The organism is Actinomycetospora lutea (assembly GCF_028737205.1).
GTDB classification, from domain to species: Bacteria; Actinomycetota; Actinomycetes; order Mycobacteriales; family Pseudonocardiaceae; genus Actinomycetospora; species Actinomycetospora lutea.
The window spans coordinates 13,251-28,809 of record NZ_JAQZAL010000014.1 but is presented as its reverse complement, the minus strand read 5'-3'; the positions used below and the strand labels follow the sequence as shown (position 1 = coordinate 28,809).

The following is a 15,559-nucleotide window of genomic DNA, read 5'->3' as shown; positions in this document are numbered from 1 at the left end:
CTCTATCGGCGTGCTCCCCAAATCGCTGCGCGTCCGCGGGAGCCTCAGGCACCACCCGAGAATCTCAGACCGCCGTCGGGGATCGCGAGGCCGGGCCAGATGCGCACGCCGGCGAGCAGCTCGCACGACGCGCCGATCGTGGCGCCGTCGCCGACGACGGCGTCGGCGACCACGGTGTCGTCGCCGATGGTCGCCCCGGGCCCGATCACCGAGCGCTCGACGACCACGCCGTCGCCGATCCGCGCGCCGTCGAGGAGCACCGAGCCCGAGACCCGGCTGCCCTCGCCGATCTGCACGTCGGCGCCGACCGTCGTGCCGTCGGTGAGCGATGCCGACGCGGCCACCTTCGCCCCGGGCAGCAGCAGCGCCGTGCCGACGGGGCCCGGGAGCGCGGCGGTCGGCGCGGCCCCCTGCACGAGGTCGGCGCTGCCGCGCACGAACGAGGCGGGCGTGCCGAGGTCGAGCCAGTACGACGACTCGACGTGGCCCTGGACCCGCGAGCCGGCCGCGAGCAGGCCCGGGAACGTCTCGCGCTCGACCGAGACCGGCCGCCCGGCGGGGATCGCGTCGAGCACGTCGCGCCGGAAGACGTAGCAGCCGGCGTTGACCTGGTCGGTCGGCGGCGTGAGCGTCTTCTCGAGGAACGCGGTGACGCGGCCGGTGGCGTCGGTCGGCACACAGCCGAAGGCCGTGGGGTCGGGGACCCGCACGAGGTGCAGGGTCACATCGGCGCCCGCGGCGCGGTGCTCGCCGACGACCGCGCGGACGTCGACGCCGGAGAGGATGTCGCCGTTGAACACGACGACCTCGTCGAACCCCGGGGCGAGCGCGTCCGCGGCGTAGCGGATGCCGCCGCCGGTGCCGAGCGGCTCGGGCTCGGGGCGGCAGGTCAGGTCGAGGCCCATCGCGGCGCCGTCGCCCAGGAAGTCCTCGAACACCTCGGCGCGGTAGGCGGTGCCGAGCACCACCGTGCGGATGCCGGCGGCCGCGATCCGTGACAGCAGGTGCGCCAGGAAGGGCACGCCGGCCGTCGGCAGCATCGGCTTCGGTGTGCTGAGCGTGAGCGGGCGCAACCGGCTGCCCTGCCCCCCGACCAGCACGACCGCGGCCGTCCGCGCCGGATCGATCACCGCCGTGTCCCCCGCCTGCATCCCTGATGAACCCCCTCGTCGATGACGAATCGTGACCGCGGGCGATAGTGTGGACCCTCTCCGGGCGCTCTGGCCGCACGACCCCGCCAGGGTCCCGCCCGTCGGGGGAACGAGCAGGAGGGGTGCGGTGGCCTCGAATGCGTGGGAGCGCGCCCAGGATGCCATCGCGCACGCCCACCAGCGGGCCACGGAGCGTGACGAGGACGTGGTCACGCCCGACACGGCCGTCTCGCCCTTCGACGCGTCGAGCACCACTGTGCTGCCGCACGCGCTGAGCTCGCGGCGGGGCCCGGGGCAGGACCCGGACCTCACGCAGCGCCTGCAGCGCGGCGATCCGCGCCGGCCGCCCGGGCAGACCAACGGGCACCACCGGGCGCCGGACGGCCCCGACGACGATGACGGCGACGCCACCACCGTGCGCTTCGAGACGCGGCCTACGGCCCACCCCGGCACCTCGCCGTTCCCGGCGAACCCGTTCCCCGGCGGACCCGGGCCGTCGACCGGTGACGCCGACCGCGACGAGACGCCGGTCGAGGAGCCCGCCCGTCCCTGGTGGCGCCGCCTGTTCGGTCGCTAGGCGGCGTCGACCGACGGCAGCGACCGGACGCCCGGTCGGTCAGGAGTCCGGCAGCGCCGCCACCCCGGGGCGGGCGCCGGCGAAGCGCCGGCCGATCTCGGCGCGCGTCCAGGCGTCGCCGCGGCGTTCGAGGAGCCGGCGGCCGGCGCGGGTGCGGGCGACGAGGCCGGAGAGGACGAGGTTGCGCAGCACCGTCGGCGGGACGGTCCAGGGGAACGCGTCGGGCAGCTGCAGGTCGCGGAGGGCCTCGCGGCCGAGGAACCAGCGCAGCAGGCCGAGCACGTGGCGGCGCTGCCACTCCCCGCGCTGGCCGGCGACGAGCGCGCCCGCGAGCGCCGGGCCGGCCGGCGTCACGTCGTCCTGGACGAGCAGGACGTGGTGCAGGAAGTGGTTCTGCTCGCGTTCGGTGGTGAACAGCCAGTCGTCGTCGACGCCCAGGAGCCAGCCGACGTAGCGCCACAGGTGCATGACCGCGCGCGACTCGGCGGGCGTGACCACCCAGCCCAGGGCCCGCGCCCCGAGCAGGCCGGTGCTGCTGAACAGGCCGAGGGTCGCCGCCTGGTCGGACCGGTTGACCGGCAGGCCCCAGTGCCCGACGTCCCAGCGCCCGTTGGTCTCGAAGCGCCGGTTCACCAGCGCGTGCATCGCCCGCACGTGCACGGTCAGCCGCCAGCCCTCGCCGTCGCGGCGCATCCCGCCCGGCGAGATCACCGCGCGCGCCCACTCCGTCGTCTCCCCGAGCCGGCGCATCGCCGTCGACCCGGTCAGCCCGCCGGTGGCGACGAGCAGGTCGGCGGGCCCGCCGAAGCGGTAGCCGCCGATCAGCGACAGCGTGAGCAGGACGTCGTCGAGCGTGCGCCCCATCCGTCGCAGGGCACGTCCACCCCGCTCGACCTGCGCGAAGTCCACCCACGACGGCGTGTCCTCGACCGCGGCGAGGAACCGCGCCAGCGCGGTGTCCGCCCGGCGGTGCCCCTCCGGCTCGCCGCGGGCGAGTGCGCGGTGGAACGCGGCCATGGTGACGCGCTCGGCGTCACCCCGGGGCCGGCTCATCGCCGCGGCGAGGTCGGCGCCGACCTCGTCGCGCGCGACCATCCGCGTCCCGATGCGGTCCAGCAGCTCCTCGTCGACGCCGCGGACCCGGGCGACCAGGCCCAGGGGCCGCGCGATGCGTCGGGAGCGCTCGGGCGCGGCCCGGAACCGGCCGGGATAGCGCGGCTGCTCGACCTGCTCGCGTGCCACCATGGCGTCCATGCTGAGACGAGTTCCTGCTCGCGTTCAAGTCGCGTTCGGCCGGTGAGGGCGCCGCGGCGACGCCGGCAGCCGCGCCAGGAGCGGTCGCGGGTCATGGTCGAGCGGATCGTGGCGGCCGGGCGCGCCGTGCTGCTCGAGCGCGGCGTCGACGGTCTGACCACCAACCACGTCGCCGCCGCGGCCGGCGTCAGCCCGGGCTCGCTCTACCAGTACTTCCCGGACAAGGACGCGATCGTCGACGAGGTGGTCGCCCGCTACGCCGACGACCTCGAGGAGCGCGTCACCCGGGCCGTCGTCGACACCGCTGCCGAGCGCGACCCCGTCGCGGCCGTGCGCCGGGTGGTGCTCGCGCTGGTCGACGCGCTCGGCGAGCACCCCGCGCTGCTGCGGGCGGTGGCGCAGCGGCTGCCCCGCGCGGGCGACGACCGGCGCGCGGCGTTCGCGCGGCGGGTGGACGCGCTGCTGACGAGCACCCTGCTCGCACGCCACGGCGGGGAGCTGCGCCACCCGGCGGGGACGGTGGCCTGGCTGCTCGTGCGCACCGTCGAGAGCCTCGCCGTGGGCTACGTCCTCGAGGAGCCGCCGATCGCCCGCGAGGCGTTCGCCGACGAGGTCACCGCGCTGGTGCTGGGCTACCTCGGCCGGGCGCTAGAAGGCGGAGCGGGCCCCGGAGCGCGCCCGTAGCCCCAGGCCCGCACGCAGGGCGAGGCGCAGCGGGGCCCAGCGCGCGCCGCGGTAGCGGTCGGCGAGGAACCGGTAGGCGCTGCGGTGGTGCTCGGCGAGCATGCGGGACGAGGTGGGGGCGTCGCGCTCGGTGGCGTGCCCGCCGGTGTGCACGACCTCGGCGTCGGGGACGTAGACGTTGAGCCACCCGGCGCGCCCGAGGCGGTCGCCGAGGTCGACGTCCTCGAAGTACATGAAGTAGCGCGGGTCGAAGCCGTCCACCGAGTCCCACGCCGCGCGCCGCAGGAGCAGGCACGAGCCCGAGAGCCAGCCGGCGGTGCGCTCGGCGACCGAGCCCTCCTGCCGGTACGAGCGCGTCCACGGGTTGGCGGGCCACACGGCCGCGAACAGCGCGTGACCCACGCCGCGGCCCAGGCTCGGCTGCCGGCGCGCCGACGGGTAGACCTCGCCGCCGGTGCGGATCAGCGGCCCGAGGGCGCCGGCGCGCGGCCACCGGTCGCCCGCCTCGACCAGCGCGTCCAGGCTGCCCGGCCCGAACACGATGTCGGGGTTGGCGACGAGCACCCAGCCGACCTCGGCCGGCAGGCCCGCCACCGCGCGGTTCGCCGCCGCGCCGTAGCCGACGTTCTCGCCGATGCGCAGCAGCTCGACCCGCTCGTCGGCGGCGGCCGCGGCCTCCGGGGCGCCGTCGACCGAGCCGTTGTCCGCGAGGACCACGCGGTAGGGCCGGGACGTGGCCTTCTCCAGGGAGGACACGAACTCGGCGAGCGACTCGCCCGGGGAGTAGGTCACGCAGACGACGGCCAGACCGTCGCCGTAGTCATCCGGCACGCCCGCATTGTCGCCGGTCAGTCGTCGTACTCGTCGACCAGCCCGCGATACTCCGCCTCGAGCAGGGCGACCGCGTCCGGGTCGCCGCGCCACGCGGCCTCCTCGACGTAGGGGTGCGCCTCGTCGAGCCGCCCGGCGTCGACGAGGAACCGCCCGAGGTGGAACGCGGCGCCCGGCTCGCCGACCTCGTGCGCGCGGCGCAGCTGCTCCTCGGCGGCGTCGTGGTCGCCGTGGCGGTCGCGCAGGAACCAGCCGTGGAAGATGTGCCCGCACGGCGCGCCCTGCTCCGCCGCGCGGCGGTAGAGGTCGGCGGCCTCGTCGACGCGCTCGGCGGCCAGCCGGCAGTCGGCGAGGGCGAGCAGCGTCGCGGGCTTGGCCTCGTCGAGGAGGTCCTCGGCGAGCTCCGTGGCGGTCACCGGGTCGTCGAGATCCTCGAGGTGCAGCGCCACGAGGTTGAGCGGGGCCAGCTCGTCGCCGAGCCGCACGGCCCGGTCGAGCACGTACAGCGCCTCCTGGGTGCGCCCGCGCTCGCGCAGGAAGACGCCGTAGTCGTTGGTCGCCCCGGGGTCGTTGCCGTCGAGGCCGACGAGGAACGCCGCCTCGGCGCTGTCGTGGTCGCCGATGGCGGCGAGGGTCTCGCCCAGCAGGCCGGCGTGCTCGCTCTCGCGGCGGCCCATGACCAGCGGGGTGAGCAGGTCGGCGGCCTCGCGGCGCTCGCCGATGTCGAGGTGGGCCTGCGCGAGCAGCGCGGGCGCGGACGGCTCCCCGCTGGCCAGCGCCCGGCGCAGGACGGCGATGCGTTCCTCGACGCGGTCGACGGCGTCGGCGCCCGGCGCGGCCGCGAGCTCGCGCGCCTGCGCGCAGAGGGGCTCGTCCTGCTCCGGGACCGGCGGCGGCCCGGCGGATGTCTGCGTGGGTGTCCCGGTCGCCTCCGCCGCGGCCTGCTGCGTCATCGGATCAGTGTGCGCCGTCCGCGGGCGACCAGGAAGGCCTCACAGGCGCGGGCCGCGGGATCCGTCCTCGGCCGTCGGCAGGGTCAGCGGCCAGTAGCGCCAGGCGTCGGGCGAGGCCGAGGGTGCGGCGGTGGTCCGCGCGCGCCGGGCGACCCGTCGCTGCTCGGCCTGCCAGCGCTCGTCGCGGGCGACCCGTGCGCGCAGCCGGTGGCGCTCGCGCCCGGCGTCGATCACCAACCACACGGCGACGAGACCGAGCAGCGCCAGGAGCACCGTCTCAACACCCATGACCGTTCAACGGGCGCCGGCCGCCCGGGGACACGCGAATGACAACGACGGAAGGAGATCGTTAGCCCGTTCAGCCCAGCAACAACTCCGGATGGTGTGTCACCGCGTCGTGCAGGGCCTCTCGCCAGGGTGGTAGGGGCGCCACGCCCGCGGCGCGCCACGACGCGTCCGAGAGCACCGACCACGCCGGGCGCGGGGCCGGGCGCGGGAAGGACGCGGTGTCGCAGGGGCGGACGCGCTCGGGGTCGGCGCCCAGCTCCTCGAACACGGCGCGCGCGAGGCCGCACCACGTGGTGGCCCCGCCGCCGGCGGCGTGACGCGTGCCCGCGGGCGCCGACGACCGGGCCAGGGCCACCAGCCCGTCGGCGAGGTCGGCGGTCCACGTCGGCGAGCCGTGCTGGTCGTCGACGACGTCGAGGGTGTCGCGCTCGCGGGACAGGCGGGCCATGGTGCGCACGAAGTTCGGACCGGTCGCGCCGTAGAGCCAGGCGGTCCGCACGACGTGGTGGGCGCCGGGCAGCGCGGCGCGCACCCGCTGCTCCCCCGCCAGCTTGCTGCGCGCGTACACGCCCGCGGGGCCGGTCGGGTCGTCGGGCTCGAGCGGGCGCCGTTCGCCGCCGGGCAGGGGGCCCAGGACGTAGTCGGTGGAGACGTGCACCAGGGTCGCGCCGCCCTGCGCGCACGCCGCAGCGAGCAGCCCGGGCGCCTCGGCGTTGACCGCCCAGGCCGTCGCGGCCGCGTCCGGGTCGGTCTCGGCGAGGTCCACGGCGGTGTACGCGGCGGCGTTGACGAGCACCGCCGGACCGTCGCCCGGCGCCGCGAGCCACGCGCGCACCGCACCGTGCACCGCGTCGGGGTCGGTGACGTCCAGGTCCGCACGGGTCAGGGCCGTCACGGTGTCGGTCGGCGGGACGTCGGGGGCGCCGAGCCGGGCGACGAGGTCGGTCCCCAGCGCTCCCCCCGCGCCGACCACCATCCACCGCATCGGGACCCCCCTCCCGTCGATCACCCGGTCGGAGTCTCGCAGCCGTGCGGACGGGCGGCGGCGGCGCGGTGCGCGTGCCCGGTGACGACGCGGTCGGCGACCGGCCGGCACCCACCCTGCTCGGGACCGTGTTCCGCCCGGCGCGCTCACCGCGCGTCGCCGCGACGCGCCGACGAGCCGTCCAACGGGTGAGAGCCCCCGATCGAACCGGAGGCCGTCTAGCCTGCGGACCACGACGAACCCGGCCGTCACGGCGGGGTTGCCCAGCCCTGATCGCGGCGCCGCGCCCCGGGCGTGGGGGGTGTCGGAGATCGACGACGGTGACGGAACGGCGGAGGGAGGCGCGACGATGGATCGTGGCGACCCCCGTGACGTCACCCGGGACGCCGCCGCCCCGTCGCGCCGCGACCCGGCCCGCCGGTACGGCCCCTCCGCCGCCCGCCGCAGCCCCGGTCGTGCCGGCGGCCCGCCGGTCGACGACCGCCGTGACGATTCGCCCGACGACTGGGGCCCCTGGCCCGACGACAGCGTCACCGAGCCCGACCGCCGCCCGTCGGCGGCCCGCCGCCGTCCCGCCCGCGAGGACGGCGGGGCGGACGGCGCCGTGCCCGGGGCCCGCCTGCGGCGCCGCGACCTCGCCGAGCTCTCCGCGGCCCCGGCCGGCGCCCGCCGCGGCGGGGCCGGCGCGCCGCCGTCCGACCGCCCGCGCCGCCCCGGCCCGCCGCCCGACCGCGACGACCGGGACCCCCGCGACCGGCCCCGCAAGCCCCCACGCGACCGGGACCGCGACCGCGACCGGGAGCGGGACCGGCAGCGCGGCCGCCCCGGCTCGCCGCCCCCGCGCCCGCCCGGCCGGCCCCGGCCGTGGTGCGAGCCCGGGCCCCGGGACGAGCGGGGCGGGCGCCGGTCGTTCGCGCGGACGCTGCGCCTGGGGCTCGTGGTGCTCTCGGTGCTGGTCTTCGCGCTGTCGGGCACCGCGTGGGGCGCGCTGTCCGGCAGCATCAGCGGCTCGAGCGCGCTGGCCGACGGGCCGGTCGGCAACGCCGCCGACGGCGCCACCGACGTCCTGCTCGTCGGCGTCGACAGCCGCACCGACGCGCAGGGGCAACCGCTGCCCGCCGACGTCCTGCGCGAGCTCGGGGCCGGCGCCGCCGACGGCGTCGTCAACACCGACACGATGATGCTGGTCCGCATCCCCAACGACGGCAGCCGCGCGGTCGCGTTCTCGGTCCCCCGCGACAGCTACGTCTCCATCCCCGGCGCCTTCCGCCGGGACAAGATCAACTCGGCGTACCCCGGCGCGAAGGCCGAGGAGGCCAACCGGCTCGTGCAGTCCGGGGTCACCGACCCGCGCGAGATCGACGTCCGCTCCTCCGAGGCCGGCCGCCAGGAGCTGGTGCGCTCGGTCGCCGACCTCACGGGGCTGACCGTCGACCACTTCGCCGAGGTCAACCTCATGGGCTTCTACACGCTCACCAACGCCATCGGCGGCGTCGACGTGTGCCTCAAGAACCCCGTCGACGACGACCTCTCCGGCGCGCACTTCCCCGCCGGCCCCCGCACCGTCGCGGGCCACGACGCGCTCGCCTTCGTCCGCCAGCGCCACGGGCTGCCCAACGGCGACCTCGACCGCATCCGCCGCCAGCAGGCGTTCCTCGCGTCGATGTCGCGCAAGGTGCTCTCCAGCGGCACGCTCGCCGACCCGGTCACGCTGACCCGGCTGCTCGACGCCGTGCGCCAGTCGGTGGTGCTCGACGGCAACTGGGACCTGCTGCAGTTCGGCCGCCAGATGCAGGACGTCAGCGCGGGCGCGGTCGCGTTCCTGACCATCCCCACCAACGGCACGCGCAACGTCGAGGGCCGCGGCGAGGTCCTCGACGTCGACCCCTCCGAGGTGCGCACCTTCGTCAACGACGCCATCGGCCCCGAGGACTCCGCCGACGCCAACGACGAGGGGCCGGCCCCCGCGACCATCCCGGTCGACGTCCGCAACGCCTCGGACACCCAGGGCGCCGCCGCGCGCGTCGTCGCCGTGCTCTCGGCCCAGGGTTACGCGCGCACGGTGGCCGGCAACGCCGAGGCGCCGGCGCCGCGCTCGGAGGTGCTCTTCGGCCCGGCCGGTGACGGGGGCGGCGCCCGCGTCGCGCGCAGCCTCGGCGACCTGCCCACGCGCTTCGACCCGACGGTGCCGCCGAACGCGGTGCGCGTCCTGCTGGGCGCCGACTACCGCGGCCCGGGCGCCGCCGGCCCGGCCCCCGTGCCGGCCGGCGGCTTCAGCGCCGACGGCGAGGCGGTCGTCGCCCCGGCCCTGCCCCCGCAGCCGGCGATCACCGCCGAGGGCGTGCCCTGCATCGACTAGGTGTCGACTCGGTAGCGTCGTACCCCGATGACCACCGTCACCGACGCCCTGCTCGCGCCGCTGCTCGCCGGCGACCCCGCCAAGCCGCTGATCACCTTCTACGACGACGCCTCCGGCGAGCGCATCGAGCTCTCCGGGGCGACGTTCGGCAACTGGGTCGCCAAGACCGCCAACCTCCTGCGCGACGAGTGCGACGTCGAGCCGGGCACGACGGTGGCCGTGCTGCTGCCCGCGCACTGGCAGACCGCGGCGGCGCTGTGCGCGATCTGGTCGTGCGGCGCGGAGGCGGTCGCCGACCCCGCGGGCGCCGACGTCGCGCTCGCCGACGCGGACGGCCTCGAGGCCGCGGCCGGCGCGGGGCTCGTCGTCGGCTTCTCCCTCGACGCCTTCGGGCAGGGCCTCGGCTCCGTCGACTCCGGGGGGCGGCTGCCCCGCGGCGCCGTCGACTACGCGACCGAGGTCCGCGTGCACGGCGACCACTTCGACCCGCTCGCGCCGGTCCCCGACCACGCCGCCGCGCTCGCGGGCACCGACGCCGGCACGGTCGTCGCCACCGCGCGGGCGCGCGCCGCCGAGCTCGGCCTCGGCCCGGACGACCGGGTGCTCTCGACCGCCGCGTGGCCGGTGGCACCGGCGGGCGGGCTCGTGGACGGCTTCCTCGCGGTGCTCGCCGCCGGCGCCTCGCTGGTGCACGTCCGCCACCCCACGGGCGACCAGGAGCGCCGCGCCGGCACCGAGAAGGTCACCCGGGTGCTCGCGGCGTGATCACGACCGACCTCGCCCCGGACCTCGTCCGGGGCGTGATCGAGCTGGTGCCCGGCGAGCACGGCCTCGTCCCCCACCGGCTGCCCGCGCGGGCCCGCGCCCAGGGTGACGGCCAGATCCTCATGGCCGAGGCCCAGCCCTCGGGCGTGCGCGTCGTGGTCCGCACCCGGGCCACCGTCCTCGAGCTCGACACCCTGCGCACGCGCGTCGGATACGTCGGCCTTCCGCTGCGCCCCGACGGGGTCTACGACCTCCACGTCGACGGCGAGCTGGTCGCGCAGGGCGCCACGTCCGGGGGGAAGGAGCTGCGCCTGGACCCCACCACCGGCGTGGCGCGGACCGAGCCCGGACCGGCCGGCACCGTGCGCTTCGCGGGCCTCCCCGATCGGGACAAGCTCGTCGAGCTCTGGCTGCCCCACACCGAGATCACCGAGCTCGTGGCGCTGCGCACCGACGCCCCGGTCTCGCCGGCGCCGTGCGGGGGCCGGCGCGTGTGGCTGCACCACGGCAGCTCCATCAGCCACGGCTCGAACGCGGCGAGCCCGTCGACGACGTGGCCCGCGCTCGCGGCCGCGGCGGGCGGGGTCGAGCTGGTGAACCTCGGCTTCGGCGGCAGCGCGCTGCTCGACCCGTTCGTCGCCCGCACGCTGCGCGACACCCCGGCCGACCTGATCAGCATCAAGGTGGGCATCAACCTCGTCAACGCCGATCTCCTGCGCCGCCGGGCGCTCGGGCCGGCGCTGCACGGGTTCCTCGACACGATCCGCGAGGGCCGGCCGACGACGCCGGTGCTCCTGGTCTCGGCGATCCTCTGCCCGATCCACGAGGACACCCCGGGGCCCGGCGCCGTCGACCTCGCCGACGACGGGACGATGACGTTCCGCGCCACCGGCGACCCGGCCGACGTCGCGACCGGCCGGCTGACGCTGCGGGTGGTGCGCGACGAGATCGCGCGCGTCGCCGCCGCCCGCATACCCGACGACCCGCACCTGCACCACCTCGACGGGCTCGCGCTCTACGGCGAGGCGGACGCCGCCGCGCGGCCGCTGCCCGACCGGCTGCACCCCGACCCGGCGACCCACCGCCTCATCGCCCAGCGCTTCGCCGCGCACGCCTTCGCGCCGGGCGGGCCGTTCGGGCCGTCCGGGCCGTCCGGGCCGTTCGGACCCTGAGCGGCGCCGCGCGCTGACCCGGACGCCGCGCGCCCGCAGACACGAACGGCGCTCTCGCTGCGACAGGAACAGAAGCAGCGGGAGCGCCGTTCGTTGGTTCTCGGGCGGGCTCGGCGAGCCGCCCGCGTCACGCCTGCGGGGCGCCCGGGTACTGCTGCTGCGGCGGGTACTGCTGCTGCTGCTGCGGGTAGCCGCCCTGCTGCGGGTAGCCCGGCTGCTGCTGGTAGCCGCCCTGGCCCATGTCCTGCTGCTGCGGGTAGCCCTGCTGCGGGTAGCCCTGCTGCGGGTAGCCGCCGGCGACCGCCGCGTCCTGCTTCGGGTCCGGGCCGTACTGGTTGGCGCCGCGGGTGCCCTCGATGCAGTAGAAGACCAGCAGGACGATGCCGCCGACCAGCGGGACGAGGGCGATGAGCAGCCACCATCCGGTGCGGTCGGTGTCGTGCAGGCGGCGCACGGCGACGGCCAGCGACGGAAGCAGCACCGCCAGCGAGTAGAGACCGCTGAGCAGCCCGCCGCCGAACTGGAAGCCCGTGCCCGTGGCCGCGAAGCTGGCCGTCCCGATGAGCACGTCGATCAGGGCGAGCAGGATGTACGCGATCGCGTTGAACAGGACGAACATCCAGAATTCGGTGCGCCGCGCACGTCCGCCGAAGTCGACGTACTGCTTGAGCACCTTCAGGTACCACTGCATGGGAGGACCTCTCACGGAGCGTGGGGAGAGATCGCGGAGATCGCGGCCTCTATCGCCCGGCCAGGCTAGCTCTCCACACGCTCCGTGACGAGTACCCCGAACGGGCTACTTCTTGAGGAGGGACCGCGCCATCACCATGCGCTGGATCTGGTTGGTGCCCTCGTAGATCTGCGTGATCTTGGCGTCGCGCATCATGCGCTCCACGGGGAAGTCGACGGTGTAGCCGGCACCGCCGAATATCTGCACCGCGTCGGTGGTCACCGACATGGCGGTGTCCGACGCGAAGCACTTGGACGCCGAGGCGATGAGCCCCATCTTCTCGCCGCGCTCGGCCCGCGCCGCGGCCGCGTAGACGAGGTGGCGGGCGGCCTCGGTGTTCATGGCCATGTCGGCGAGCATGAACTGCAGACCCTGGAAGTCGGCGACCGCCTTGCCGAACTGGTGGCGCTCGCGTGCGTAGTCGACCGCGGCGTCGAGCGCGCCCTGGGCGATGCCCACCGCCTGCGCCCCGATGGTCGGGCGGGTGTGGTCGAGGGTGGCGAACGCGGTCTTCAGCCCGGTGCCGGGCTCACCGATGATCCGGTCGCCGGGGATGCGGCAGTTCTCGAAGTAGATCTCGGTGGTCGGCGAGCCCTTGATGCCGAGCTTGTGCTCCTTCGGGCCGACCGAGAAGCCCGGGTCGTCCTTGTGCACCACGAAGGCCGAGATGCCGTTGGCGCCCTTGTCCGGGTCGGTCTTCGCCATGACCGTGTACCAGTCGGAGACGCCGCCGTTCGTGATCCAGCACTTGGTGCCGTTGAGCACCCAGTCGGTCCCGTCCTGCTGGGCGCGCGTGCGCATCGAGACGGTGTCCGAGCCGGCCTCGCGCTCCGAGAGCGCGTAGCTGATCATCGACTCGCCCGACGCGATCGTGGGCAGGACCTGCGCCTTGAGCTCCTCGGAGCCCGACAGGATGATCGGCATCGAGCCGAGCTTGTTCACCGCCGGGATGAGCGACGCCGACGCGTCGACCCGCGCGACCTCCTCGATCACCATGCACGCGACGATCGAGTCGCCGCCCTCGCCCCCGTACTGCTCGGGGATGTGGATCGCGTGGAAGCCGTTCTGGGTCAGCGCGCGGCGCGCCTCCTCGGGGAAGCGCGGCGTCAGGTCGACCTCCGCGGCGTGCGGGGCGATCTCCTTATCCGCCAGCGCGCGGATCGACTCCCGCAGGGCGTCGCGCTCCTCGCCGAGGCTGTACAGGTCGAAGTCCGGGTCCACGGCGTTCCTCCACACACGACTCGCCCGTGCTCGTGACGGCACTGCGCCGCCACGATACTCGGACGTCCTACCGTCGTGGGGAGTCGTGACCCAGGTCCGCGTGTGGTCCCCGCTACGGTCGGTCGGCGCTCACCTGTTCCGGGGCCCGTCGCGCGAACGCGGGCGCGCGCTCGGGCCGCAGACCCACCCCGATGAGGTACGCGGGGATGATCGTCGCCGGCGGGAACGCGGCCAGGAGGCGACGGATCGGCTCCGGCGGGCCGCCCCGGCGGCCCTCGAGCACGGGCCGGACGAGGCCGCGGTGCATCACGCGCTGCAGCGTCTGCACCGCGATCGTCGGCAGCAGACGGCGCCGGCGGACGCGGTCGAGGTCGGCCGAGGTGACCTCCCCGGCCCGCAGCGGCTCGGCCAGCAGCGTCGCGGCGGCGACCGCGTCCTGGACGGCGAGGTTGATGCCGACGCCGCCGATCGGTGACATCGCGTGCGCGGCGTCGCCGAGGCAGAGCAGCCCGGGGACGTGCCAGCGGCGCAGCCGGTCGAGCCGGACGTCGAGGTGCTTGACGTCGTCCATGCTCGCCAGGGCGTCGACCCGGTCGGCGAGGTCGGGCGCGATCTCCGCGACGTCCGCGCGGAAGGCCTCGATCCCGCGCTCGCGCAGCGCCGCGTCGCCACCCTTCGGCGCCATGTACGCGATCTGGAAGTACCCCTCGCGCGGGATGACGACGCCGAACCGGCCCGGGGCCATGCGCGGGGTGAGCGCGGGCGCGTCCTCGTCGGCGCGGCGGGGCAGCCGGAACCACCACGCGTCCATGGGGCACGGGAAGTCCACGACCTCGAGGCCCGCCTCCGCGCGGGCGGTCGAGCCGCGCCCGTCGCACGCCACGACGAGGTCCGCGGCGAGCTCGCCGGCGCCCTCGGGGGTGCGATAGGTGACGCCGGTGACGGCGCCGCCGTCGCCGTGCCGCAGGCCGGTCATCTCCGTGCTCATCCGCAGGGTGAACGTCGGCTCGGCCGCGCCGGCGTCGGCGAGCAGGTCGAGGAAATCCCACTGCGGGACGATCGCGATGTAGGGGTGCCCGACCCGACCCTCCAGGCGCCGCAGGTCGCCGACCACGAGCGTCTCGCCGTGCTCGCCCACGGGGAACCCGACCCGGTCGAGGCGGCTCTGCGGCAGCGCCGCGAAGCGCTCGCCCAGGCCCAGCTCGTCGAGCAGGTCGAGCGTCGTCGGGTGCACGGTGTCGCCGCGGAAGTCACGCAGGAAGTCGCCGTGCTTCTCCAGCACCGTGACCTCGACCCCGGCCCGCGCCAGCAGCAGTCCGAGCACCATCCCCGCCGGGCCGCCCCCGACCACGCAGCACGTCGTCCGCTCCATCGTCCCCACCTCCAGCGATCTCAACGCCTGTTGAATCCTATTGTGGACCCTCAGGGGGCGGAAATCAACGGATGTTGAACTAGGGTCACACGGTGCCCTCCATCGACCCGACGCGCCGCGGGCGCCGTCCCGGCGACTCCGGGACGCGGGACGCGATCCTCGACGCGGCCCGCAGGCGCTTCGCGCACGAGGGCTTCCGGGCGGCGACGGTGCGGGCCATCGCCGGGGACGCGGGCGTCGACCCGGCGCTCGTCATGCACTACTTCGGCACGAAGCAGGTGCTGTTCGTCGCCGCGATGGAGTTCCCGCTCGACCCGGCGCAGGTCGTGCCCCACCTCGTCGGGTCGGGCATCGACGGGCTCGGCGAGCGGCTGGTCCGCCTCATGCTCGGAGTCCTCGACGAGCTCGGCGACACCAACCCGATGCTCGGGCTGGTCCGCTCGGCGATGGGGCACCCCGACGCGGCGCGGATGCTGCGCGAGTTCCTCGGCGAGGCGATCCTCGACCCGATCGCGGCTGCCGTCAGCGAGCAGACGGGCGCCGACCGCCCGCGGCTGCGCGCCGACCTGTGCGCGTCGCAGATCGTCGGCATCATCGTCGCCCGGCAGATCCTCGTGCTGCCCGAGCTCGCCGCCGCCGACCGCGAGACGCTCGTGGTCGCCTACGGCGGGACGATCCAGCGCTACCTGACCGTGTCGCTCGCGCCCTGAGCCTCCCCGTGCGCGCGGGCCGCGAGCGCCTCGTCCTTCGCGGCGACGGTCTCGGCGAGCCCCGCCTGGAACCGCTCCATCGCGCGGGCCAGCGCCGGGTCCGACGCGCCCAGCATCCGCACGGCGAGCAGGCCGGCGTTGCGGGCCCCGCCGATCGACACGGTCGCGACGGGGACGCCCGCGGGCATCTGCACGATCGAGAGCAGCGAGTCCAAGCCGTCGAGGTGCGTCAGCGGCACCGGGACGCCGATCACCGGCAGCACCGTCGCCGACGCGACCATGCCGGGCAGGTGCGCCGCGCCGCCCGCGCCCGCGATGACCGCCCGCAGCCCGCGCCCGGCGGCGGCCGCGGCCCAGTCGAGCATGACGCGCGGGGTGCGGTGCGCGGAGAGCACGCGCGCCTCCCACGGCACGTCGAACTCGTCGAGGGCCTCCGCGGCCGCGCGCATCGTCGGCCAGTCGGAGTCGCTGCCCATGACGATGCCGACAGCGGGGGCGGGGGACGGA

At 76.1% G+C, this 15,559-nt stretch carries 16 protein-coding genes; 6 read left to right on the top strand and 10 right to left on the bottom strand.

Annotated features, from left to right (window positions below; genetic code table 11):
• Positions 1–44: 44 nt before the first annotated feature.
• Positions 45–1,151 (bottom strand): mannose-1-phosphate guanylyltransferase, encoded by a 1,107-nt coding sequence (gene manB, locus PHK61_RS16440; protein ID WP_420791399.1) that lies wholly within the window; start codon positions 1,149–1,151, stop codon positions 45–47.
• A 127-nt stretch (positions 1,152–1,278) separates the two neighbouring features.
• On the opposite strand from manB, the gene PHK61_RS16435 reads away from it, so the two are divergent.
• Positions 1,279–1,728, top strand: a complete 450-nt coding sequence (locus tag PHK61_RS16435; protein ID WP_274282078.1) for a hypothetical protein — start codon at positions 1,279–1,281, stop codon at positions 1,726–1,728.
• Between the two features lie 39 nt (positions 1,729–1,767).
• Here the strand turns inward: PHK61_RS16435 and PHK61_RS16430 are convergent, their stop codons facing one another.
• Positions 1,768–2,973: an oxygenase MpaB family protein gene (locus PHK61_RS16430; protein ID WP_274282077.1), complete on the bottom strand. Its 1,206-nt coding sequence runs from the start codon at positions 2,971–2,973 to the stop codon at positions 1,768–1,770.
• 102 nt (positions 2,974–3,075) lie between these two features.
• Between PHK61_RS16430 and PHK61_RS16425 the strand changes: the two genes are divergently transcribed.
• Entirely contained in the window at positions 3,076–3,666 is a 591-nt protein-coding gene (locus PHK61_RS16425) for a TetR/AcrR family transcriptional regulator (protein WP_274282076.1), read from the top strand.
• Here PHK61_RS16425 and PHK61_RS16420 read toward each other — a convergent pair.
• From PHK61_RS16420 to rfbD, 4 genes are all read right to left on the bottom strand, one after another.
• Positions 3,631–4,497, bottom strand: coding sequence for a glycosyltransferase family 2 protein (locus tag PHK61_RS16420; RefSeq protein WP_274282075.1), 867 nt, complete (start codon positions 4,495–4,497; stop codon positions 3,631–3,633). The two genes, PHK61_RS16425 and PHK61_RS16420, sit on opposite strands and share 36 nt — an antisense overlap.
• Positions 4,498–4,514: 17 nt before the next feature.
• The gene (locus PHK61_RS16415) at positions 4,515–5,450 is read right to left on the bottom strand and encodes a tetratricopeptide repeat protein (protein WP_274282074.1); all 936 of its coding nucleotides are present in this window, start codon (positions 5,448–5,450) and stop codon (positions 4,515–4,517) included.
• 39 nt (positions 5,451–5,489) lie between these two features.
• Positions 5,490–5,738: a hypothetical protein gene (locus tag PHK61_RS16410; protein WP_274282073.1), complete on the bottom strand. Its 249-nt coding sequence runs from the start codon at positions 5,736–5,738 to the stop codon at positions 5,490–5,492.
• A gap of 70 nt (positions 5,739–5,808) precedes the next feature.
• Entirely contained in the window at positions 5,809–6,714 is a 906-nt protein-coding gene (gene rfbD / locus PHK61_RS16405) for a dTDP-4-dehydrorhamnose reductase (protein ID WP_274282206.1), read from the bottom strand.
• Positions 6,715–7,072: 358 nt separating this feature from the next.
• Here rfbD and PHK61_RS16400 point away from each other — a divergent pair, with 358 nt between their 5' ends.
• Genes PHK61_RS16400 through PHK61_RS16390 form a run of 3 tightly spaced genes read left to right on the top strand, consistent with a single transcriptional unit; the run spans position 7,073 to position 11,019 of the window.
• Positions 7,073–9,082 carry an LCP family protein gene (locus PHK61_RS16400; RefSeq protein ID WP_274282072.1) on the top strand — a complete coding sequence of 670 codons (2,010 nt, stop codon included), beginning with the start codon at positions 7,073–7,075 and terminating at the stop codon, positions 9,080–9,082.
• A gap of 27 nt (positions 9,083–9,109) precedes the next feature.
• A complete protein-coding gene (locus PHK61_RS16395; protein WP_274282071.1) occupies positions 9,110–9,847 on the top strand; it encodes a TIGR03089 family protein in 738 nt (245 codons plus the stop codon).
• Entirely contained in the window at positions 9,844–11,019 is a 1,176-nt protein-coding gene (locus PHK61_RS16390; RefSeq protein WP_274282070.1) for a GDSL-type esterase/lipase family protein, read from the top strand. The genes PHK61_RS16395 and PHK61_RS16390 overlap by 4 nt, the downstream gene beginning before the upstream one ends.
• A gap of 127 nt (positions 11,020–11,146) precedes the next feature.
• On the opposite strand, the gene PHK61_RS16385 is transcribed toward PHK61_RS16390, so the two are convergent.
• From PHK61_RS16385 to PHK61_RS16375, 3 genes are all read right to left on the bottom strand, one after another.
• Positions 11,147–11,710 (bottom strand): DUF805 domain-containing protein, encoded by a 564-nt coding sequence (locus PHK61_RS16385; protein WP_274282069.1) that lies wholly within the window; start codon positions 11,708–11,710, stop codon positions 11,147–11,149.
• Positions 11,711–11,815: 105 nt separating this feature from the next.
• The gene (locus tag PHK61_RS16380) at positions 11,816–12,970 is read right to left on the bottom strand and encodes an acyl-CoA dehydrogenase (protein WP_274282068.1); all 1,155 of its coding nucleotides are present in this window, start codon (positions 12,968–12,970) and stop codon (positions 11,816–11,818) included.
• 112 nt (positions 12,971–13,082) lie between these two features.
• Entirely contained in the window at positions 13,083–14,342 is a 1,260-nt protein-coding gene (locus PHK61_RS16375) for an FAD-dependent oxidoreductase (RefSeq protein ID WP_274282067.1), read from the bottom strand.
• 92 nt (positions 14,343–14,434) lie between these two features.
• Between PHK61_RS16375 and PHK61_RS16370 the strand changes: the two genes are divergently transcribed.
• Positions 14,435–15,052, top strand: a complete 618-nt coding sequence (locus PHK61_RS16370) for a TetR/AcrR family transcriptional regulator (RefSeq protein WP_274282066.1) — start codon at positions 14,435–14,437, stop codon at positions 15,050–15,052.
• Here PHK61_RS16370 and purE read toward each other — a convergent pair.
• Entirely contained in the window at positions 15,025–15,528 is a 504-nt protein-coding gene (gene purE / locus PHK61_RS16365; RefSeq protein WP_274282065.1) for a 5-(carboxyamino)imidazole ribonucleotide mutase, read from the bottom strand. The genes PHK61_RS16370 and purE overlap by 28 nt on opposite strands.
• Positions 15,529–15,559: the final 31 nt, after the last annotated feature.